Here is a 21,608-nt window from a genome sequence, read left to right as displayed (position 1 = left end):
TATTCACCTTACTTTTTATATCTCTTAAGTTCTTTCATTACAAAGTATAACTGAACTAAATAGCCTACTCCAGCAAAGAAAGAATATAGGGATAACGTTAAAAGTATATTTTTATTTAAACCGCCAATCACACAAGTTGTAATTGTGACCAAAACAAGGTAAATATTAAAGTATAAGGCGTAATGATTTTTCTTGATAACCACTACAATTTGTTGAATAGGATTCATCGCCGAACGACATAAAATCCAAAACGAAAGAATCCACGTCATAATATGCAAACCTCGCCATTCTGGACCAAGCATCCATTCGAGAATAAAAATTCCAATAAAATTCATCAACAAAAGAAAAACAGCAATTGCAGCAACATTATACACAATCACTTTTTTTGACAAATCATACAACTGATGCGCTCTATGATCAATCATTGAAGCTGATTTTTGAAAGAAAACCTTCGAAATCGAATTGGATAACAAAACCAATGGAACAACCAAAACTTTAGATGCATTTCCATAAAAACCTGCATCTTCTTTCGTAAAATAAAACAACAACAAAATCGTCATTAGATTATTCGCAATCACATTCAGAGATTCTGATGGTAATGTATACTTTATAATCTCTTTATTTTTTGAAATTGTTTTTTTTGCTAAATTAAAATCAATCGAAGAAAATCGCCCTTTGGTAATCGAAAAATAAAACACACAAGATAAAACTGTCCCGAAAATAGTTCCATAAATCAAACCTGTTTCTTTATAGCCCATCCAATAAAAAATGGCCTGAAAAACAACTGAAAAAACTGCATTAATCACGACTCCTGTTGAAATGCTTTTGAATAATTTATACTTAGTAAACAACGTATTTTGAACATTGTTCCAAGCTGTAAACAATCCTGCAACGCAACTTAGAAAAACAATAAATAAGGAGGTTTTGAACGTGAAAATTTTTTCTAAAACAGCGTAGCCTAAAAAGAATAAAATCGTTACAACGCTACTCACTAATAATAAGGTCGTGAACAAATTTCGAATTGCTTTAGACGATTTCGAAATTACAAAAATATTCTCCAAACGAAATGTTGTCAAAATAGAAAGAATAGCTACAAAACCTAAAAAAGCATTGTAAGTACCTGATGCTTCTGGTCCATAAATTCTTGCCAAAATTATTCCTCCAACAAGCATTATCGCTTGCGCAATCGTGTTCCCAGCAAGCAAGGACAAAACGCCTTTTGCATTCTTCGTTTTAAATTTTTCTAACCTTGTTTTCAATTGATGTAATCTTCATCAGCAAATCTACATAAAATCCTTAGCTTTGCATTTATGAACACAATAAAACACGTTTTTTTCGACCTTGATAATACACTTTGGGATTTCAGAAAAAATGCAAAATTCGCTTTAAAAGAACTTTATATAAAATACGATGTTGAAAACCGATATGGTTTTTCATTTGAAGAATTTCACCCTTTTTACCACGATAGTAACGAAAGTCTTTGGGCTTTAATTCGTGACAAAAAAATCACAAAAGAAGAATTAAGAGCAAGACGTTTTAAAGACGCTTTTGATAAATTAGGTATCGACAATGATGCTTTGGCGAAAATTTTCGAAGAAGAATACATGGAAACGATTACCAATTATAATGAAGTAGTAGATGGTGCAATGGAATTGTTAGATTATTTGAAACCAAATTACAACCTACATATCATTACAAATGGTTTTATCGAAGTCTCAAAACGTAAAATTGAAACATCAGATTTAAACGGTTATTTTGACACAGTTACCTATGCTGATGAAATCAAAATTTTGAAACCAGATCCTCGTATTTTCTCTTTAGCAATGGAAAAATCTGGCGCTAAAAAAGATGAGTCAATTTATATTGGTGATGATTGGATTGCGGATGCGGTTGGTGCAAAAGCATACGGAATGTCAGCAATTTTCTTTGATCGACTAGACGAAAACTTCTCAATGGATGACGTTCCAACGATTAAACATTTGGATGAAGTTAGAAATTATTTATAATAAAAAAAGGTTCAGAATTAGACTGCACCCAAAAGTTTGGACAGATTAAAAATTAATAATTATAAAAATGAGTTCGATATTGTATCGGGCTCATTTTATTTAAGTTCGATTTTATTCTATCGTTATTGTAATAGTAAATGTATTGTTTTATTTCTTTTTTTAGCTCTTCAATAGAATTAAATTTTTGTAAATAAAATAGTTCCGATTTCAGTATTCCGAAGAAATTCTCGATAATAGCATTATCTAAGCAATTTCCTTTTCTACTCATACTTTGTATGATTCCTTTTTCATTTAATAAAGCCTGATATTGTTTCATTTGATATTGCCATCCTTGATCGGAATGTAATATCAAATCTTTGGTGTCTTTCGTTATTTTAAATGCCTTTTTAAGCATTTGAGTTACTTGATTAAAAACAGGTCGTTCGCTTAACTCATAGCTGATAATTTCTTGATTGTACAGATCCATTATTGGTGATAAATATAGTTTTTTATCTTTTACTTTAAACTCGGTAACATCTGTTACCCATTTTTGGTTGGGTTTATCAGCCTTAAATGCTCTTTGCAAGATGTTTGGTGCAATCTTTCCTTGTTCTCCTTTGTAAGATTTGTATTTTTTTCTTCGAATCAAACTCTTTAATCCTAAGCTATTCATCAGTTTAAGAACAGTTTTATGATTGATGATAGTTCCTGATTTTCTTAATTCATCGGTAATTCGTCGATAGCCATATCGCCCTTTATGCTGATGATAAATGGATTTTATCTTAAGTTTTAATTCCTCGTATTTATCTGTTTTACTACGTGAAATATGATAGTAAAAGCTGCTTCTAGCCATATGTGTACAATCTAAAAGTAAATTTAGATGAAATTCTGGCCTTAATTCATTTATGGCTTGCGTCCAAGTTTCTTTTGTTTTTCTTCCTCGGCTTGAATTAAGGCATTGAACTTTTTTAAGAGTGCAACTTCACAACGTAAACGTTCAATCTCTAACAATAGTTCTTCTTCTCTTGTTAACGGTTGTTTCGATTTTTTAGGTCTACCCTTAGATGTGCTCATAGTCTTGGGACGGCCTTTTGGTTTGGGGTTTAATCCGTCTATTCCAAAGGTAGCAAAATCTTTTTGCCATTTTATAATAACCGATTCACTTGGAATATTAAATTTCAAGCGTGCTTCACGAAAACTAAGAAACTGTTTGGTTATAGACTTAATAACTTTCAACTTAAATTCAACGCTATACGTTTGGTTTTTTTTAGGTTCTATACCTGAAATTCCTTGATTATGATAATCAGAAACCCATTTCTTTAATAAAGAAGCATGTATATTTTCTTTTTTACTAATTGAACATATTGTTCGATGTTTTTCTAAAACTTCTTTCACACAACGTAACTTAAATGCTACACCATATTTTACTTTTCTTGTCATAAAAAATGCCCCCAAAAGTGTCTAACTTTTTGGGGGCAGTGTAAATTTTCTGAACCTTTTTTTATTTTCTAGCTTTATAATCTTACATCGAATAATAAATATCAAAAACATCCCCCATCACAAAATCATAACTTTATTTAGTAACAAAGCTTACGATAACCGAAAAAACCAATATGGAAGAGGCATAGGTGTTCTTAATTTTCCTTTCTCGATATTCGAAATAATTTTATTTGAAGCTTTTTCAGGATCAAGTATTGGAACAATGCGAGATTTTAGCTCATCAAACATTCCTGTATTGATATAAAATGGCATGGCACAATTTATAATTACCTTACGTTTTTGTTGTTTCATTTCGAGACTCACCGTTTTCGTAAAAACCAACTATTGCATATTTATTCGCTACATAAGCAGCTATTTTTGAAGTTGAAGTTTTTTCCTCCCATTGACGCAATATTACAAATCACACCTGTATTTCGTTTCACCATTTCGGGCAAAAAAGCATGCGTCAACACCATAACCGCATTAACATTCATCGTTCGGTTAATTTCTTCTAAGGTATGATCAATGTAATTTTTACCAACAACAATACCCGCATTGTTAATTAACACATCAATAGATTTATTATCATTTTTAATTTTTTCGATTGTTGATAAAAGCTCTTCTTGATTTGACAAATCTACCTGATAAGCAGAAATTGGAATATTAAAATGAGAAAACTCTTCTTTTACTTGGTTAATTCCAGCTAAATTATAATCGAGCATCACCAATTCTTGCGCACCTTTTTCTAACACTTTTCTGCTCATTATCTTTCCAATCCCAGAAGCAGAACCAGTAATCAAAACTATTTTATCTTTAAAATTAAATTTCATTATATCAATAATTTAATCATTTATAATTCACTATTCACGTTTGCTTTTACCATAAAAATAAGCATTCTCTTTTTATAATAAAATAGTAGATAAGCGTAATTTTTTTCTTTTGATCTATTCGATGTATTTAAGAAGATAATTTTGAAGGAAATATATTTTAAAAATTTATTACAAATTCTTTGCAAAATTAAAAATAGTCTTTATATTTGCAGTCCAAAATAAGAACAATCGTTTCTTATCAGGAATGGCCGAGTGGCGCAACTGAATAGCGCACTTGATTACGGCTCAAGAGGTTACAGGTTTGAATCCTGTCTCGGTCACAAAAGCAAAAGCTCATCAAAATTTGATGAGCTTTTTTGTTTTAATACACTTCTGTTTCTTGTGGAATTTCCTCTAATTTTTTCTTTTGTTTTGACATAAAAAAGATACAATTCCCGAACCAGGTTAACCAAAAAATATAAAATCCAAAATGAAATGTTTTCTTTAGTAATCGATGCGATGTTTCTGTGAAATCATAATATGTATAAATTAATCCTATTATTCCTATCGAAAGAAAGATTAAGGGCAATAACAATTGTTTCAAACGTTTGGTTGTTTTCATTTTCCAAACAGATAACACCACAAAAATTATCGCTTGAATCGCAAATAATAAAAGTGCTGTTTTCCACCACGATTTTAGAATAGTGTATTCGTTGTAAATAATCGTGATTCCGACTTTTCCGATGAATGACATTTTCGAAATCATGATTCCAGAAAGCAAAGAAGAAAAAGCTAAGATTAGTAAATGTATAATTTTGTTTTTCATTTGATTTAAATCAAAAAGTTAAATAAATTAATTGTTTAAATATCGTCTAAGTTCTCGATACGATTCATATCAGAATCACTAGAACTGACGAAATCATCGTAATAAAAATATTAAATAAGTTATTCCAATTATTAAACCAATCAGAACTGGAATTCCGATTATTAAATTATAAAAATCATTCGTACCAGATTCTGAATTTGAGAATTCATCAAATTTTAGTTTAGGTTTAAAGATTTTAATGATAATAAATCTTATTGTTAATCCTATAAAACCTCCAATAAATTCAAAAAGAATATATCCTAAAATTTCGAAAATCACTTGCATACAAATAATTTATATCCTAATATAATCAAAAAAAAGCCTTGCAAATGCAAGGCTTTTAAATATTTTAAAGAAATTGATTCTTATAAGTTAATTGAGAAATCCATTAATTCGTGGAATTTTCTTAATCTATCGATTAAACCCTCTCTATCTAAAGCTTCTAAAGATTCAGTTCCGAATTTTTCACAAGTTACAGATGCTAAAGCAGATCCATAAACGATTGCACGTTTCATATTATCGAAAGAAAAATCATTTGTTTTTGCTAAATATCCTGAGAATCCTCCTGCGAATGTATCTCCTGCTCCTGTTGGATCAAAAACATCTTCTAATGGTAAAGCTGGAGCAAAGAAAACTTGTTCATCTTGGAACAATAAAGCACCGTGCTCACCTTTTTTGATGATAACCGTTTTAGGACCAAATGTCATAATTTTTTTAGCTGCTTTTACTAAGCTGTATTCTCCTGACATTTGACGCGCTTCTTCATCATTAATAGAAATCACATCAACATCTTTGATGACATCCATTAATTCATCCCAAGCACAATCCATCCAAAAGTTCATTGTATCTAAAACAACCAAACCTGGACGTTGATCTAACTGCGTTAAAACTCCTTTTTGTACCAATGGATGTAAGTTACCTAACATCAAAACATCTGGAGATTTGTAAGTTTGAGGAACAACTGGATTAAACGTTTCTAATACATTCAATTCTGTAGCTAATGTATCACGTGTATTCAAATCGTTGTGGTATTTTCCTTCCCAGAAGAATGTTTTTCCATCTTTTACGATTTCCATTCCATCTAAATTGATTCCTTTCGAACGTAATAAATCAATGTATTTTTGAGGAAAATCTCCTCCAACAACTGAAACAATAGCTGTATCTACGCCTAATAGAGAAGACGCCATTCCGATATATGTAGCGGCACCACCTAAGATTTTATCTGTTTTCCCAAAAGGAGACTCTAATTTATCAAAGGCAACTGTACCAACTGTTAATAAACTCATTTTGTATATTCTAAATTAAATAATTTGCAAATGTATTGAATTGATTTGAATTAAGGCATAATGCCTATTTATTATTTTTAATTTAATCCCTTCTTAACTGCTTGTCCATTAAAAAATTACGATTAAATTATCACAAATATTTATAAAGCATTAGCTAAATCTGTAAACGCAACCTCTGTTTGTTCACCAGAAATCATGTCTTTTACTGTTGCTTTTTGTTCTGCAATTTCTTTCTCACCTAAAAGAATTACTTTTTTAATTCCTTTTTTATCAGCATATCCCATTTGCTTTTTCATTTTCGCATCATCAGGATAAACCTCCGTATTAATACCTTGTTGACGTAATTGTTTCACCAATTTCATCGCAACTGCAGCTTCTGTTTTTCCAAAATTAATGAACAATGCCTGAATATTCGTTGAATCTTCCAAAGCTGGAAATAGATTATTTTCTTCTAAAACTAAATAAATACGATCTAAACCAAACGAAATTCCAACACCAGAAATATCTTTCAGACCAAAAATGCCTGTCAAATCATCGTAGCGACCTCCACCACCAATAGATGATGAGAATTCTCCGATTTTTGCTTTTACTTCGAAAATGGCTCCAGTATAGTAATCTAATCCTCGAGCTAAAGTTAAGTTCAAGAATAATTCGGCAGATTGTAATCCTAAATTTGCTGTTTGCTCAAAAACAAATTCTAATTCTTCGATACCTTTTAATCCAGTTTCAGACGATTTTAAAATATCTTTTAACTGCGCAAATTGCGTTTTATAATCTCCTTTCATAGAGAATAAAGGTGACAAAATCTCGATTGCAGCTTCCGAAATTCCTTTTCCTCGCATTTCTTCTTTTACCGCTTCTTCCCCAATTTTATCTAATTTATCCAAAGCAACTGTAAAATCAATCAATTGAGCCGAAATATCTGCTACTTCTGCTAAACCAGATAAAATTTTACGGTTATTGATATGAATTTCAACTGGCGCTTTCAGTTCTGTAAAAACAGTATCGTATAACTGAACAAAATCAACCTCTTGTAACAGAGAATCTGAACCTACAACATCCGCATCACATTGAAAAAACTCTCTGAAACGCCCTTTCTGAGGACGATCTGCACGCCAAACAGGTTGAATTTGGTAACGTTTGAACGGAAATGTAATCTCATTTTGGTGTTGTACGACGTAACGTGCAAAAGGCACTGTTAAGTCGTAACGCAACGCTTTTTCTGAGATTTGAGATGTGATTTTTTGACTATTTCTATCTGTTAATAATTGTTCATCAACTTTCGCTAAATAATCACCAGAATTTAAAATCTTAAAAATTAATCGATCCCCCTCTTCTCCATATTTCCCTGTTAAGGTTGATAAATTTTCGAATGATGGAGTTTCGATCGGAGAAAATCCGAATAACACGAATTGTTTTTTAATCGTGTTGATAATATATTGACGACGATTCACTTCTAAAGGAGAGAAATCTCTTGTTCCTTTTGGAATCGATGGTTTTTGAATGGCCATTTTTCTAAATCTTACTTATAAAGATACAAAAATACATCATTTTGATTTTTAACCCGACATTTTAGGAATAAATCATTGATTTAGAAAATATTTATCTGTGCATCACATTTTATTGCATCATTTTTGAACAAAATCTTTTCTCGAATTGATGATTTTAATAAAAAAGAGGTAAACTTCAAACTTCATCCATCGTAATTCTAATTCGTAAATTAAATCGTAATTTTGCCTTATGTATTTAAAAGAACTTAAAGCAAGACAATTCAAGAATTTTGATGAAAATAATTTCGAATTTTCCTCAAAAATTAATGCATTTGTGGGACAAAATGGAAAGGGAAAAACCAATGTGTTGGACGCGATTCATTATTTGGCTTTAAGCAAATCGTATCTCAACCATTCGGATGCGATGAACATACAATTTGATTGTGATTTTTTTACATTAGAAGGCACTTTTGATAAGAATGAAGCAGATGATGTTATTTTCTGTTTGGTTCGTTCTGGTCAACCCAAACAACTAAAACGAAATTCGAAGTCATATGATCGTATATCGGATCATATCGGTCAATATCCTTTGGTCATGATTTCGCCTTATGATAGCGATTTGATAAAGGAAGGAAGTGAAGTTCGTCGAAAGTTTTTGGATAATATTATCTCGCAATCGAACAAGCAATATTTAGCTGATTTAATGCGATACAATAAAGTATTAGTCCAACGAAATGCTTTACTAAAATATTTTGTTGCCAATAATACGTTTGACGCTTCATCGTTAGAAATTTATGATGAAGAGTTGATTCATTTGGGTAAAAAAATACACGAAACTCGAAAAGAATTTATAAAAACTTTTTTAGACGCTTTCCTAAAATATTACAACGAAATTTCGGAAGGACGAGAAAAAGTAAATATCGAATATGTTTCGCAATTAAACGATGCACCTTTTGAAAAGGTTTTAAAAGATGCTTTATACAAAGATCGTTCGGCTCAATATTCTACAGCTGGAATTCATAAAGATGATTTGTTGTTTACGATCACCAATTATCCCATCAAAAAATTTGGGTCGCAAGGTCAACAAAAATCCTATTTAATTGCGTTGAAATTAGCTCAATTAGAAGTGATAAAAAATTCGCTCAACATTACACCTTTGTTATTATTGGATGATATTTTTGATAAATTAGACGAACATCGTGTAACACAATTGATTAAATTAGTGAACGAAGAACGTTTTGGTCAAATTTTTATTACCGATACACATCCCGAAAGAACTGAACAAATCATCAAACAAATTAACGCTGAAAGTAAAGTTTTCCGACTATGAAAAAGTATGAAAAACGAAGTAATCAACAAACGCTTGGTCAAGCTTTAGAGCATTTCATTAAACAAAATGGAAAAGAAGAATTGATTTGGGAAGTGAAGGCTGAAGAAGCTTGGCGAACTGTTATGGGCAAATTTTTTGAAAAATATACCGATCGTGTTGAAGTAAGACAACGTACTTTATATGTTAAAATTAATTCCCCTGCAATGCGTCATGAATTGATGATGGGAAAATCTAAAATCATTGCAAATATTAATGAGGAAATCAAAAAAGATTTTTTGGTTGATGTAAAAATTTATTAGAAAATGCCTTACATAGAACACTCAAACTATCCGAAACCCAGTTTTCTGAATCGAAATTCGCATTATTCTACGATCTATCCTGCTAAATTTAAAAAATATCCCGTTCCAACCTATACACGAGAAAAAATCGCCACAGAAGATGGTGATTTTTTGAATTTGGATTGGCGTTTTCAAGAAAATAAAGATCAATTAATCATACTTTTTCATGGTTTAGAAGGCGATTCGAAACGAACCTATCTAAATTCGTGTTCAGACTTCTTTTATAAAAAAGGCTTCAATATTTTGGCTTGGAATCATCGTTCGTGTGGTGGTGAGATGAATAAAACATTGCGTTTGTATCATCATGGTTCGATTGACGATGTTCATTGTGTGATTGAAAAAGCAATAAACGAAAATTATAAAAATATTTATTTGATTGGCTATTCGATGGGAGGAGCTTTGGTGTTAAATTATTTGGGTAATTACACCATCGATGAACGTATAAAATGTGGGGTTATTTTTTCTGCTCCAATTTCGCTGAAGTCTTGTGCAGATGAATTAAAGAAATTTCCAAATACTGTTTATTTCAAAAACTTCAAGAGAACACTTGCACAAAAATTTGCAGAAAAAGCCAAACAATTTCCTGGAAAAGTGAATGAAGAAATGATTGATAAAATCAAAACTTTTGATGAAGTGGACGATTATTTTACAGCGCCAATGCATGGTTATCAAAACAAAGAAGAGTATTATACTAAGGCTTCTCCAGCAACTGTTTTGAACCGTATCACAACACCTTGTTTGATTGTAAATGCTGCAAATGATCCTTTTTTGGGGGATGAGTGTTATCCTATTGAGCGATTAAAAAATCATTCCTACTGCACTTTCGAAATGCCTAAATATGGTGGACATTGTGGATTTCCTTTAAAGGATAATTCTCACTCTTGGTCTGAGATAAGGGCTTGGGAATTTATAAAGAGTTTGTAAAATAATACGCATAAAAAAACCTCGAAGTAAACTTCGAGGTTTTTGTTATTTATAGGTATGGAGTTATTATAACTCGTACCCTGGATTTTGTTTAATTAACGTTCCATCAATATTGATTTCCGCTCTTGGAATAGGGAAAGCAATAAGTGCTGGATCTACCGTTGTTGGAACATAAGATTTATCTCCCCAACGTAATAAATCCCATTGTCTTTGTCCTTCTCCCATTAACTCACGTGCACGTTCATCTTTAAGATCGTCCATTGTTACTGTTGTAACAGGTTCTAAACCTCGTTGAGTAATTAACGTATTGAAATATGTTACAGCTTTAGCAACATCACCACCGTTTAATTCAGCTTCAACACCGTTTAATAAAACCTCTTCATTTCTGATCATTTTGATGTTATCATTTCCTGAAATATTTGTGTATTTACCAGTAATGAATCCTTTTTCATTAATTAATGATTTTCTAATGTCAGATGCTTGATACAACTCATCAGCCACGCCTGCTTTAAGTTGAATATTAGCGTACCCGCTTGGGTTTAATCTATATCCATAAGATGTAGTTCCTAAAGACGATACTTGTCCAACTGCTAATTCGAAAATTGAATTTGAAGCTGCTCCATTTAACGTATAGTTAAAAGATTCTTTTAATAAACCTGAAGCAATTGGAGTTGTATAACCCTCTGCAGCCAATTCATTTGTTAAAGTTCTAACTTTAGCGTAATCACCTTTGTATAAGTAGAATCTTGACATTAAAGCTTTCAAAGCAGGAACACCTAAATCAGTTTTTGTTAATCCTGATCCTGTATTATTTGTCATTAATTCTAAAGCTTTTGTAAAATCTGCATCGATTTGTGCTTCAGTTTCAGCAATTGTTGCACGAGCCATTTTAGCTTTTGGATCAAATTTAGTTGGAATAACAATTCCTAAGTCTCCACCTGTATATTTTTGACCATAAAGTCTCAATAAGTCGAAGAATGCAATTGCTCTTAAACCATAAGCTTGTCCTTGAGAGAAAGAAGCTTTTGATCGATCTAAATCTGTACCATCTAATGTTGCAATATCAGTATTAATAACAATGTTTGTTTTCGCCACCATTGCATAGATTTGATTCCATGTACTTGTTGCGTAACCATCTGTTGATAACATTGTATAGTTTTGTACATTTTGGTAGTATCCTCCAGCTAAATTACTATACATATTGTCTGATCTTACTTCTCCGTACGCTAAGAAATCTGCTCCATAATATGTGTTTGCTCTCATCGATACATATGCACCTCTTACGAAAGCTTGAACTTCTTGTAAACTTTTTAAAGGAGCCTGTTCAACATCTTGGTAAAATTCTCTTTCAACGAAATCATCACTACACGATACATTGAATGATAATATCGATGCCGTTATGAATGCTATACTTAATAATCTTTTTTTCATTTTAATTTTTTTTTAGAAACTAACGTTAACACCTAATAAGAATGTTTTTAATACAGGTAAACTAAAGTTTGTGTACCCAGCAATGTTAGTTTCTGGATCAAACTTCAATCTATCATCAAAATTGTGTGTCCAGGCGTTATTTGCCATCACATACATTTGAACTGAATTAAGTCCAGTTCCTTGCAACATTTTAGAGTCAAATGTATAGGCTAATCTTGCGTTACTTAAACGAATGTAATCTGCATCATACAAGAAGCGTGTAGAAGCCGCGTTTGATCTTTTATTTCCTCCATAAACTGGTTTTGGATTAGAAGCTGTTGTATTTTCAGGTGTCCAATAATCTCCCATTACATCTCCATAACCAGGGTAGTTTGCTGTATATTGTCCATCACTAAAAGCGTAAGAAGACCAATCGTCATAGATTTTCCCTCCAAATCCGTATGTGAATTGTAAATCTAATGAGAATCCTTGGTAAGATAATGTTGTATTAAGACCTCCAAACACATTACTCATAAATGAACCTTGTACTTCTTGTACAGCTTCATTATAGTTATTTGTTGTTGCTCCATCTTTACCGTTAATGTACCATAATGGATCACCAGTTGCAGCGTCTACACCAGCCCATTTTCTTAAATAGAATGTACGAACACCTTCACCTTCTCTCATGATAGTAGTTGAAGTTTTTACTTCACCACCATATAAATCTGTAATTTCGTTATTTAACGTAGATAAGTTAAATCCTAAATTCCAGTTAAATTGATTACGGTCTCCTCTAATGATATCAGCATTTAAAGAGAATTCGAATCCTTCGTTTACTAACTCTCCAATATTATCAACGTAAGAAGTCATTCCTTGAGATCCTGAAATTGGAATACTAGAAATTAAGTCTTTTGTTTTCTTGTTGAAATATTCAGCAGAGAATTTAATACGATCATTTAAGAATCCGAAATCGATCCCTACGTTGAATGGGTTAACAGTTTCCCATGACAAGTTTGGATTAAACACTCCTGAATAATTTGCTCCTGCTGCATCATTGTAATTCGAATTAAATGAATATAATCCATAAGGATTTGCAGATACTTGGTTACCAATTTTACCGTAAGATGCTCTTAATTTCATCATCGATATAGCGCGGCTACCTTTAAGCATTCCAATTCTAGCTAAATCAACACCTACTCCAGCAGACCAGAAATCTCCTTCTTTTTGACCTGGCATAAATTGAGATAAAATATCACGACGATAAGAAGCGTCTACTAAAATTAATCTGTCATAATCGTAGTGTGCAGTAGCTGCATATCCCCAACGAGATGAAACACCTCTAGTACCACCATATCCTAATGGCACAACAAAGTTAGTTAATGTCTCTAAGTTAGGAGAACCTACGTTTTGAGCACTCGCATTTAAGAATTTAGAATCAGATTTATATGCTTCTTGAATTAACGAAACACCTACATTATGTAAATCATATTTTTGGTTCCAACTAACCATATTCTGTACGTTGAAATTGAAATATCTACTTACATAAGCATTACTCATCCCGTTTCTAGAAAAACCATCTCCGTGTAAAGGGCTATAGTATCTATCTTCTTCGATATTAATATATTCAGGGGCAAATACTAATGTGTATTTAATATTTTTCCAAATATCATATTCAGCCTTAAAGTTTGCAAAAACTCTTGCAGTCTGAGCTTTACTGTAGTTTAAATCTAATAAAGCAGCTGGATTGAATTGTCCATTTGATAAACGACCACTTGAAGGATCCCAGTAATAAGAACCGTCTGCGTTTCTTACTGGATCTGTTGGTCTATTAAAATATTGAGATAAAATAGGGTTAGCAAATCCTCCTCCATCTGGCAAAGATTTTAAATTACTATAAGACATTTGGATGTCTGTAGATAATTTTAATTTATCAGTTGCTTGGTAAGATAATTTATTTGTGAATGCTAAACGTTTGAAATCAGAATTTTTAATTACAGACTCTTGTTTAAAATAGTTAGCAGAAGCGTAGTAAGATAATCTATCATTAGCTCCAGAAACATTAAAGTCTACATTTTGTTGAAACCCTTTCTTTTGAGTTTCATCTTTCCAATTTGTATCTGCTGTAGAATTATAAATACCAGCAACACTTGCTCCTAAAGCTCCATCTGCTAATGTTTTATAAGTCATTGTCAAATCATCAAACATTCCTGGATTTGCCGCTTGATATCTGTTCATTACACCTACAGCTAAATACTCTTTGTATTCGTTAGCAGTAAATGGTCTGTACCCTTCAACTGCACGGTCATTCCATCCAATAGATGAAGAGAAGTTAAATTTAGCAGCACCTTTTCTTCCTGATTTTGTTGTAACAATAATTACACCTGCTCCTGCATCAGCACCATATACTGCTGTTGAAACGGCATCTTTTAAAACAGTTACACTTTCGATATCATCAGGATTCATACTTGCTAAAATGTTACTTGTAGTATTATTTCTTGTTAAATCACCACTTGAAACACGTACTCCATCAACAATCCAAATTGGGTTTGTACTACCGTTAATAGAAGAAATACCACGTACACGTACATTAGCCATACCTCCTGGTTGCCCTGAAGCATTACCTGTTTGTACCCCAGACACACGTCCTTGTAACATTTTATCTACAGAAGCAACTGGAAGGTCTTCAATAGATTTTGATGTCATTGTACTTGTAGCACCTGTTATTTCTTTTACAGTTTTTGTTTGACCAAAACCAATAACAACAACCTCGTCTAAATCTTTTGTTTCATCAGCAAATTTTAAAGCTCCTAAGTTAGTAGAAGTTACTTTAAATTCTTTTCCATTGATTACTAATGTATCTCCTACTTTAGCATCAATGTTAAAATTCCCATTCTCGTCTGTATATGCAACTTTATCAGTACCTTTTACAGTAACCTCTACGTCAGACTCTGGGAAATTGTTGGCATCGTTAACTACACCCGTTACTTGAGCAAAAGCCATTGTTCCTAACCCTAGGAAAGCTAATAAGCCCAAAGATGTTAATCTTCTCCTCATAGTTTTATATTTTATAACATTTTGGACAAAACTCTAACTTTTTTTTAAGATTTCCAAAAACTTAAGGTTTTTTTTATTTATCAAGTATACAATATAAAATAGCTATATAATACTAAATAACAACAATTATATTCAAAAAATATCACTAAATTAAATTAATTGCATGTCGTTAATAAATAAAACTTATCTTTAATATTCTTTTTTACATTATTGATTTTAACTTTACCTTTAATTTAATCTTAAAGCTTCATAATATTTATCAAAAAAAATGGCTATCTAAAAAGATAGCCATTTTGGTATTTAACAAGTTTATTAAAAATCTTTATATATTAATAACCTGGAGTTTGCGTCATATTTGTATTTAAATTTAATACAGATTGAGGAATTGGAAATTGCCATTTGAAATCACCAGCTTTTAATGTTAATTCAGAAGAAGATGTACCAGTACCATCTGCTAAATATCCATTTCCACTTCTCTGAATTCCACTTGTGTAAGCTGAAGAAATTCCACTAACACCTTGTAAACGTTTTAATGTGAACCAACGGTCACCGTTTTCGAAAGCTAATTCTTTGCGACGCTCTAATTGGATTGCATCAAAAATAGCAGCTCCTGTTTCTCCTCCTTCGTATGAAGAGTAACGTACATCTCTCAATTTATTAAGAGTTGTTAATGCACTTGCACTGTCTCCTGCTAAATATTGAGCTTCCGCTAAATTTAAGATTGCTTCTTCAACACGTAAATAACGACCGTTATTTAATCCTAATTTAACTTTACCATTGATGTATTTATTAACAGCAATTACTTGTTGATAATCATGATTAGAAGGGGTAAAAACTTTGAAATATGCATTAACACGCTCAGGTTCTGTTTCTTGATTGTATAAAGCATAAAAATCTTTATCTACCGCGTATTCAATTACAATATTTTCATCAGTTGCTCCTTGACTAAAATTTGTACCAATTGTAGGATCTCCAGAATTAACAAATGGAATTTCGAATAATACTCCATTGCTATTATTAGATGTCCACAACGCTGCTAATTCAGAAGGATTAGCTGGTGCTACTGCATCAACAGCAGGTTGTGTAAATTCGATTGCTTTCTTGTAATCTCCTTTGTATAAATATATTTTACCTAATAAAGCTTGAGCTGCATATTGATTAATTACAGACGCTTCTTTTGTTGCTTTCAAATTTGGAATAGCTGCTTCTAAATCTGCAATCATTTTATCGTACGTTTCTGCAATTGTAGCATCACGTTTAGGCATTGCTTTTGGATCATATTGATCGATATATGCAATACCTACAGTTGTAGGTGCATCTGCAGATTGTGTAGGAATTTCGGCATAAGTGCGAGCTACCTCAAAGTGTGCTAATGCACGAACAGCTTTTGCTTGAGCGACAACATTATTCTTGAAATCACCATCAGGTAAATTATCTGCATTAGCTAAAATAATATTGGCTCTTGAGATAATATTGTATGATGTTGAATAAATACTTGTTGGTACAGAGTTAGAATTATATGCCCATGTATGCGCTCTTTGTCCTGAACGACGTCCATTAGGATCTAAGATTAAGTTGTCAGACATAATATCACCAACTGCGATAATATCACTTGCATTGCTTAATCCTGCATAATAACCTGCTTGACCAAAACCTTTGTATACTCCATTTAATGCATTGGTAAAATCAGATTCTGTTTTGTAATAATCTGAAACTTCAATAGCGTCGAATGGTTTTTGATTGATATCATCATCACTACATGATGTAAAACTTAATGCACAAGCTAATAATGATAATACTAAAATATTTTTTTTCATTTTGTTACAATTTTTTAGAATGATACATTAAATCCGATTGAAAAAAAACGAACTAACGGATAAGAGAACGCTGTAAATGAGTTAGATACATATCCTGATGATCCTGCCGCACTACTTTCACTTGTTCCTGTACCAGCAATTGGGTTACCATGGTAATTTGTCCACAATGCTAAGTTTTGTACTTGAGCAAACATTCTTAAATTTTTAACAAAAGTACCTTCTACTAACTTAGAGAAATTGTATCCTAATGATAAACTACGGAATGCGATATAATCTGAGCTCTCTAAATATTTTGTAGAATATTCTGGCCCTGTTGTATTAGGCATTGCAAATGCTGCATGATCACCTGGTTGTTTCCAGTAATTTGCTGCTTCTACCACGTGGTTATCTAAAGATGTTGGATCTGTTAAGTATGCGTATGTGTTGTTGTACATGTATCCACCTGCTGAGTATGTAAAGTCTGCATTAATGTCAAATCCGTAGAATTTTGCATTCAATCCGAAACCTCCCATTAATTTTGGAAGTGGCGTTTTATTTGTTGCAACAGCGTCACCACCATCATAAACATCCGTTATGTTTCCGTCTTTATCAAAGTACAAATCTTTACCCGTATTTGCGTCAACACCTGCATGTTTTACTAAATAGAATTGGTAAGGTTTACCACCTGATACATGAATCATACTTTCGTAAGAATCAGACATGATCAATGAATTTTGACCATCTGCTAATTCATTAACTTTGTAATTTAAGTTTGTTACGTTACCGTAGAAAGATAAATCAAAGTTTTTAGAACGAATTACATCATAGTTTAACTCTAACTCAACACCTTCTGTTTTAATTTCTCCAGCATTAACAGTTGTTATATATCCTCCTGCTTCTGCAGATAGTTGTTTGTTAAAAATAAAGTCTGAACGTAATTCATTGAAATATGCAGCAGAACCTGTTAAACGACTTCCAAAGAATCCGAAATCAACTCCTACATTAAATTTCTTGTTAGTTTCCCAAGTTGCATTAACATCAGCTAAGTTAGTTGTAGGAAAACTTGCAGGATTACCATTATAAGTTCCTAAGATATTCATCAAGTTCATATTTGCATAACGTGCCAAACCTGAGTCATCTCCTACTTCACCGTATGATGCTTTAAGTGTTAAATTACTAACTGCTTTTGCATCACGTAAAAAGTTCTCTTTTGCTAAATTCCATCCCAAAGCAACACCCCAGAATGTTCCATATTTATTATCTAAACCTGCTAAAGAAGTACCGTCACGACGAACATAAGCATCTACAAAATATTTATTAGCAAAATCATAAGACGCTGCCCCTAAATAACCAAATTTAGTTACTCTCCATCTTTCTGATCTTGAATTTTGTTCGATTAAAGTAGCTGAACCTTGCGTTTGTAAATTATCGTTAGGAAAACCTGCTCCATATAAAGACATTGAATATAAACTTTGGTTAATATATTCTGTTGCAGCTGTTACGCGTAAGTTATGTTTTCCAAAACTATTTTCGTAAGAAACCTCATTACGCCAGTTGTAATCGAAACGATCTGTACTTCTATCTGTTTTAGCACCAGCATCACCTAATAATTCAGATAATAACGCAGATGGTTTTAGGAAGTTTTCATATTGTGTGCGGTTATATGTTGCACCAAAAGTTGTACGTGCTGATACATTTTTTGTAATATCAGCTTCTACAAATCCAGTCCCATAAATACGTAAATATCTTGTTTCAGCATCAGTATTTTCCATCTCATCTGCAACAGGGTATCCCATGTAGTTTGCATTTGGATTGTAGATACGATCTCCTTGTTCATCTAATGCATAATCACCGTTTGCATCCATTTGATAGAATGTTTCGTATGGGCGATTCATTAATGTATTAAAGAAAGGTGATTGTGCATTCACACGGTCACGAGGAGAATCTAAAGTTGTATAAGATCCATTTACATTAACACCGTAACGTAACCAATCTTTTACTTTAGTTGTATTATTAAATGTTGCAGAAATTCTTTCTAAACCATTATAATACTGTACAGCACCCTCGTTCTTATCATATCCAATAGAAAAATTATTTGATGATTCACCATCATTTTTACTAATCGAAACAAAGTGAGATGATGTTAAACCATTTTTGTATAAATCATCAGACCATTTGTGGTCATTCTTTGATAAACGTGCGATTTCTTCTGAAGTACGAGCTTGTCCTAATCCTAAATTAGGAATAGTACTTAAACTATTTTGGTAATTTAACAATTGCTCGGCATTCATCAAATTAATATTTGGCAAGTCAACCATATCGTTAACTCCAATACGAGACGAATAGCTTACAATTGCTTCACCTTTTTTCGCAGATTTAGTTTTCATGATGATTACACCGTTCGCTCCACGAGATCCAAAGATTGCTAATTGAGAAGCATCTTTCAATACCTTTACTTCTTCGATATCTGCAGGGTTAATTGTATTAACATCAGAAGCTGTCATATACGTACCATCAACAACATATAATGGAGATTTTACACCACCATTCAAACCAATTGCTCCACGAATTGTAACGTTAGCAGTTGCACCAGGAGCACCACTCATTGCTTGAGATGACAAACCAGCCGCTTTACCTCCCAACATTTGGTCAATAGAAACAGAAGGGTTCATCTGTTCTAAATCTTTTGCCTTAACAGTTGTTACACCTGATTTAGATGGAGCGTTGAAAATAGATTTTACAACTACTTCACTTAAATCAACTGGACTACTTGTTGTAGCAACATACTTTAAAGTTCCTAAGCTATTGCTTGTTACTGTGAATTCTTTCCCATTAATTACTAAAACATCTCCAATTTTAGCATCAATATCAAATTTTCCGTCTAAATCAGTATAGACAACTTTGTCCGTACCTTTTACAGATACTTCTACATCCGATTCCGGAAAATTATCTGCGTCATTTACAACACCTGTTACTTGAGCAAATGCAGCTGTTCCTAAACCAAGGAAAGCCAATAAACTCAAAGATGTGATTATTCTCCTCATAGTCTTATTTTTATAAAATAGGGGAACAAATCCGCAAATTAAATTTTAGCTAAATAAAACAAATTGATAAATATTTAATATTTTATTAAATCAAGACAAAAAAGGTTTTATTTATCAGCTTTAAAATTTGAGAGAATGATAATTTTAGAAAGATTACATTTTTAACAAATATGATAAACATCTATCTGTTTTTATGTTAATTATTTTCAATTACACTAAAATCAATATTGCATAATATTAAAAAAACAATTAATTACAATTATTTTTTTATACGAAGAACCGTTAAAAAATGACACTAAAAATTATCTTTTTCTTAATGGAAAAATAATTTTTAAAATAAAAAAGACGGCTAAAATAGCCGTCTTAAAGTTAAATCAATTAATTGGTCAATTAATCAATTTTGATATTATCGATAATTAAATCGTACGCAACTTCTTTTCCTACTTTTAAAGAAAATAAGTCATTTCCGACTGTTTTTTGAATATCAAGTCCTTCAATATTTAAGGTTACAAGAACCCATTCTCCTTTTGTATCTATTGCACCATTGTATTGGTTATTTTCTGCTCCAGAAACTGTAACTGGTTGATTTGCTAATTCGCCTACATTAAAAGGTGTAAAACCAGTTGTAGATTTGTTTACATTTAATGATAATGATTTTCCTGATTTACCTTTTACATAGAATGTAATTTTCTTCGGATTAGTAGGAAGTTCGTTTGTTAACTTTGCAGTAAATACATAATCGTTACCTGCTGGTGTTCCTTTTATTTGTAATGCATTCGAATCATCTCTTCCTAAACCTACAGCACTTGTTGCATAGTCTTTAAGTCCAAATTTTGCGTTAATAGAAGACATAAAATCTGCCCAAACGTTAAAATCAGATCCTTTAAATAACAAGTTAGCAGCTTCTGTATCATTTCCGCCACCTGGATTTTGTCCTCCACCTACATCAAAACGAGGTTGATCAAAGTTGACATCTTTTGTATCACGGATATATACTTGCCAAGTAGACCCATATTTAGAAACTACAACTGTAATAGAACCACTTCCTGTTGGTAATGGCTCGTCTTTCCAATCTGCAAAGTTTGAGTTTCTTAATACTACACCTGAACGGCTTCCTGTTTTATCAACTAATTCTCTGTTCTCTATTTGAGATGCTGTACCATATGTTTTATCAACATCTGGTTGTAAGAATTGTACATTGTTAATCTTAACTAATGTGTTCACATTCTCATTTCTCATTGCCTCTGCTAAACTATTGAACTCTTTTGGCTGAATAGCTTGAATAGGCTCACATGTTTTAACTACATATTTCTCATACTCTGTAAGACCTATACGACCTATATCAAAAGAAGGGTCCACTGATCCGATTTTTACAATACCTGCTCTTGTATCTTGTTGAGCTCTTAAGCCTTTAAGACGAATTTGAATCTTAGAACCTAAAGGGTATTTTGTATATAGATTACCTGCATTAATTTCTATTTGAGTTCCGACAGTTGGATTTACTGGATCATCTTGAATAGAAATTGTTTTGTAGATATTTCCTGTTTCATCGCTTGAAATAACATACGCTTCTAAAATTAAATCATCAAGAATTGCTTTATTCTCATCAACGTTTAATTGATTCGAATTCACTTTTTGCATTAACTCTGGTAAAGTAATATTCGCTGTAGGTAAGTTACACTCGATTGGAGGAGTTGAATAGTCGTCATCTTGTACACACGACTGTGCTGTAAATAAGCCTAAACTTAAGGCTGTAGCTAATGTTATTTTTGATATTGTATTCATTGTTATATTTTCT

17 protein-coding genes, 1 tRNA gene and 1 pseudogene are annotated in these 21,608 nt (G+C 32.1%); 5 read left to right on the top strand and 14 right to left on the bottom strand.

Annotated features, from left to right (window positions below; genetic code table 11):
• Window positions 1-8 precede the first annotated feature (8 nt).
• Entirely contained in the window at window positions 9-1,259 is a 1,251-nt protein-coding gene (locus tag NZD85_RS11090; RefSeq protein ID WP_171623814.1) for a lipopolysaccharide biosynthesis protein, read from the bottom strand.
• Between the two features lie 51 nt (window positions 1,260-1,310).
• Here NZD85_RS11090 and NZD85_RS11085 point away from each other — a divergent pair, with 51 nt between their 5' ends.
• Window positions 1,311-2,006: a YjjG family noncanonical pyrimidine nucleotidase gene (locus NZD85_RS11085; RefSeq protein WP_260541840.1), complete on the top strand. Its 696-nt coding sequence runs from the start codon at window positions 1,311-1,313 to the stop codon at window positions 2,004-2,006.
• Window positions 2,007-2,058: 52 nt separating this feature from the next.
• Here the strand turns inward: NZD85_RS11085 and NZD85_RS11080 are convergent.
• The 4 genes and pseudogenes from NZD85_RS11080 to NZD85_RS11065 form a co-directional block, all read right to left on the bottom strand.
• Window positions 2,059-2,898 (bottom strand): annotated as a pseudogene (locus NZD85_RS11080) (IS3 family transposase); the annotation flags it as partial.
• On the bottom strand, window positions 2,889-3,425 hold the full coding sequence (locus NZD85_RS11075) for a helix-turn-helix domain-containing protein (protein WP_260541839.1): 537 nt from the start codon (window positions 3,423-3,425) through the stop codon (window positions 2,889-2,891). The pseudogene NZD85_RS11080 and the gene NZD85_RS11075, both read right to left, overlap by 10 nt.
• A gap of 150 nt (window positions 3,426-3,575) precedes the next feature.
• Window positions 3,576-3,776 carry a Rossmann-fold NAD(P)-binding domain-containing protein gene (locus tag NZD85_RS11070; protein WP_260541838.1) on the bottom strand — a complete coding sequence of 67 codons (201 nt, stop codon included), beginning with the start codon at window positions 3,774-3,776 and terminating at the stop codon, window positions 3,576-3,578.
• 41 nt (window positions 3,777-3,817) lie between these two features.
• Window positions 3,818-4,294, bottom strand: a complete 477-nt coding sequence (locus NZD85_RS11065; protein ID WP_260541837.1) for an SDR family NAD(P)-dependent oxidoreductase — start codon at window positions 4,292-4,294, stop codon at window positions 3,818-3,820.
• A 246-nt stretch (window positions 4,295-4,540) separates the two neighbouring features.
• Here NZD85_RS11065 and NZD85_RS11060 point away from each other — a divergent pair.
• Window positions 4,541-4,614: transfer RNA gene (locus tag NZD85_RS11060), tRNA-Arg, on the top strand.
• 41 nt (window positions 4,615-4,655) lie between these two features.
• Here the strand turns inward: NZD85_RS11060 and NZD85_RS11055 are convergent.
• The 4 genes from NZD85_RS11055 to hisS all read right to left on the bottom strand — a co-directional run bounded on the left by NZD85_RS11055 (window position 4,656) and on the right by hisS (window position 7,935).
• Window positions 4,656-5,099 (bottom strand): hypothetical protein, encoded by a 444-nt coding sequence (locus tag NZD85_RS11055; RefSeq protein WP_260541836.1) that lies wholly within the window; start codon window positions 5,097-5,099, stop codon window positions 4,656-4,658.
• A 93-nt stretch (window positions 5,100-5,192) separates the two neighbouring features.
• A complete protein-coding gene (locus NZD85_RS11050) occupies window positions 5,193-5,423 on the bottom strand; it encodes a hypothetical protein (RefSeq protein ID WP_188319299.1) in 231 nt (76 codons plus the stop codon).
• A gap of 80 nt (window positions 5,424-5,503) precedes the next feature.
• Complete coding sequence (locus tag NZD85_RS11045; RefSeq protein WP_171623264.1) at window positions 5,504-6,424, bottom strand: PfkB family carbohydrate kinase; 921 nt, start codon at window positions 6,422-6,424, stop codon at window positions 5,504-5,506.
• Window positions 6,425-6,564: 140 nt separating this feature from the next.
• Window positions 6,565-7,935 (bottom strand): histidine--tRNA ligase, encoded by a 1,371-nt coding sequence (gene hisS, locus NZD85_RS11040; protein ID WP_260541834.1) that lies wholly within the window; start codon window positions 7,933-7,935, stop codon window positions 6,565-6,567.
• Window positions 7,936-8,164: 229 nt separating this feature from the next.
• On the opposite strand from hisS, the gene recF reads away from it, so the two are divergent.
• From recF to NZD85_RS11025, 3 genes are read left to right on the top strand one after another with little or no spacing between them, the layout of a single operon-like run.
• The gene (gene recF, locus NZD85_RS11035) at window positions 8,165-9,244 is read left to right on the top strand and encodes a DNA replication/repair protein RecF (RefSeq protein WP_171623266.1); all 1,080 of its coding nucleotides are present in this window, start codon (window positions 8,165-8,167) and stop codon (window positions 9,242-9,244) included.
• Window positions 9,241-9,543 carry a DUF721 domain-containing protein gene (locus tag NZD85_RS11030; protein ID WP_260541833.1) on the top strand — a complete coding sequence of 101 codons (303 nt, stop codon included), beginning with the start codon at window positions 9,241-9,243 and terminating at the stop codon, window positions 9,541-9,543. The genes recF and NZD85_RS11030 overlap by 4 nt, the downstream gene beginning before the upstream one ends.
• A gap of 3 nt (window positions 9,544-9,546) precedes the next feature.
• Entirely contained in the window at window positions 9,547-10,506 is a 960-nt protein-coding gene (locus NZD85_RS11025) for a YheT family hydrolase (RefSeq protein ID WP_260541832.1), read from the top strand.
• 66 nt (window positions 10,507-10,572) lie between these two features.
• Here NZD85_RS11025 and NZD85_RS11020 read toward each other — a convergent pair whose 3' ends face one another.
• The 5 genes from NZD85_RS11020 to NZD85_RS11000 form a co-directional block, all read right to left on the bottom strand.
• Window positions 10,573-11,937 (bottom strand): RagB/SusD family nutrient uptake outer membrane protein, encoded by a 1,365-nt coding sequence (locus NZD85_RS11020; protein WP_260541831.1) that lies wholly within the window; start codon window positions 11,935-11,937, stop codon window positions 10,573-10,575.
• A 12-nt stretch (window positions 11,938-11,949) separates the two neighbouring features.
• Entirely contained in the window at window positions 11,950-14,970 is a 3,021-nt protein-coding gene (locus tag NZD85_RS11015) for a SusC/RagA family TonB-linked outer membrane protein (RefSeq protein ID WP_260541830.1), read from the bottom strand.
• A 329-nt stretch (window positions 14,971-15,299) separates the two neighbouring features.
• A complete protein-coding gene (locus NZD85_RS11010) occupies window positions 15,300-16,787 on the bottom strand; it encodes a RagB/SusD family nutrient uptake outer membrane protein (protein WP_260541828.1) in 1,488 nt (495 codons plus the stop codon).
• 14 nt (window positions 16,788-16,801) lie between these two features.
• On the bottom strand, window positions 16,802-19,810 hold the full coding sequence (locus NZD85_RS11005; protein ID WP_260541826.1) for a SusC/RagA family TonB-linked outer membrane protein: 3,009 nt from the start codon (window positions 19,808-19,810) through the stop codon (window positions 16,802-16,804).
• Window positions 19,811-20,200: 390 nt separating this feature from the next.
• Window positions 20,201-21,595 (bottom strand): DUF5689 domain-containing protein, encoded by a 1,395-nt coding sequence (locus NZD85_RS11000; RefSeq protein ID WP_260541825.1) that lies wholly within the window; start codon window positions 21,593-21,595, stop codon window positions 20,201-20,203.
• Window positions 21,596-21,608 lie beyond the last annotated feature (13 nt).

The sequence above is a fragment of the Empedobacter stercoris genome, from assembly GCF_025244765.1.
GTDB lineage: Bacteria > Bacteroidota > Bacteroidia > Flavobacteriales > Weeksellaceae > Empedobacter > Empedobacter stercoris.
This window is presented reverse-complemented; position numbering and strand designations above follow the sequence as displayed.

Bases quoted from the DNA above. Each gene is read 5' to 3' on its own strand.
- NZD85_RS11085 (WP_260541840.1), top strand. From the start codon at position 1,311: ATGAACACAATAAAACACGTTTTTTTCGACCTTGATAATACACTTTGG.
- NZD85_RS11075 (WP_260541839.1), bottom strand. From the start codon at position 3,425: ATGACAAGAAAAGTAAAATATGGTGTAGCATTTAAGTTACGTTGTGTG.
- NZD85_RS11070 (WP_260541838.1), bottom strand. From the start codon at position 3,776: ATGAAACAACAAAAACGTAAGGTAATTATAAATTGTGCCATGCCATTT.
- NZD85_RS11065 (WP_260541837.1), bottom strand. From the start codon at position 4,294: ATGAAATTTAATTTTAAAGATAAAATAGTTTTGATTACTGGTTCTGCT.
- NZD85_RS11055 (WP_260541836.1), bottom strand. From the start codon at position 5,099: ATGAAAAACAAAATTATACATTTACTAATCTTAGCTTTTTCTTCTTTG.
- NZD85_RS11050 (WP_188319299.1), bottom strand. From the start codon at position 5,423: ATGCAAGTGATTTTCGAAATTTTAGGATATATTCTTTTTGAATTTATT.
- NZD85_RS11045 (WP_171623264.1), bottom strand. From the start codon at position 6,424: ATGAGTTTATTAACAGTTGGTACAGTTGCCTTTGATAAATTAGAGTCT.
- hisS (WP_260541834.1), bottom strand. From the start codon at position 7,935: ATGGCCATTCAAAAACCATCGATTCCAAAAGGAACAAGAGATTTCTCT.
- recF (WP_171623266.1), top strand. From the start codon at position 8,165: ATGTATTTAAAAGAACTTAAAGCAAGACAATTCAAGAATTTTGATGAA.
- NZD85_RS11030 (WP_260541833.1), top strand. From the start codon at position 9,241: ATGAAAAAGTATGAAAAACGAAGTAATCAACAAACGCTTGGTCAAGCT.
- NZD85_RS11025 (WP_260541832.1), top strand. From the start codon at position 9,547: ATGCCTTACATAGAACACTCAAACTATCCGAAACCCAGTTTTCTGAAT.
- NZD85_RS11020 (WP_260541831.1), bottom strand. From the start codon at position 11,937: ATGAAAAAAAGATTATTAAGTATAGCATTCATAACGGCATCGATATTA.
- NZD85_RS11015 (WP_260541830.1), bottom strand. From the start codon at position 14,970: ATGAGGAGAAGATTAACATCTTTGGGCTTATTAGCTTTCCTAGGGTTA.
- NZD85_RS11010 (WP_260541828.1), bottom strand. From the start codon at position 16,787: ATGAAAAAAAATATTTTAGTATTATCATTATTAGCTTGTGCATTAAGT.
- NZD85_RS11005 (WP_260541826.1), bottom strand. From the start codon at position 19,810: ATGAGGAGAATAATCACATCTTTGAGTTTATTGGCTTTCCTTGGTTTA.
- NZD85_RS11000 (WP_260541825.1), bottom strand. From the start codon at position 21,595: ATGAATACAATATCAAAAATAACATTAGCTACAGCCTTAAGTTTAGGC.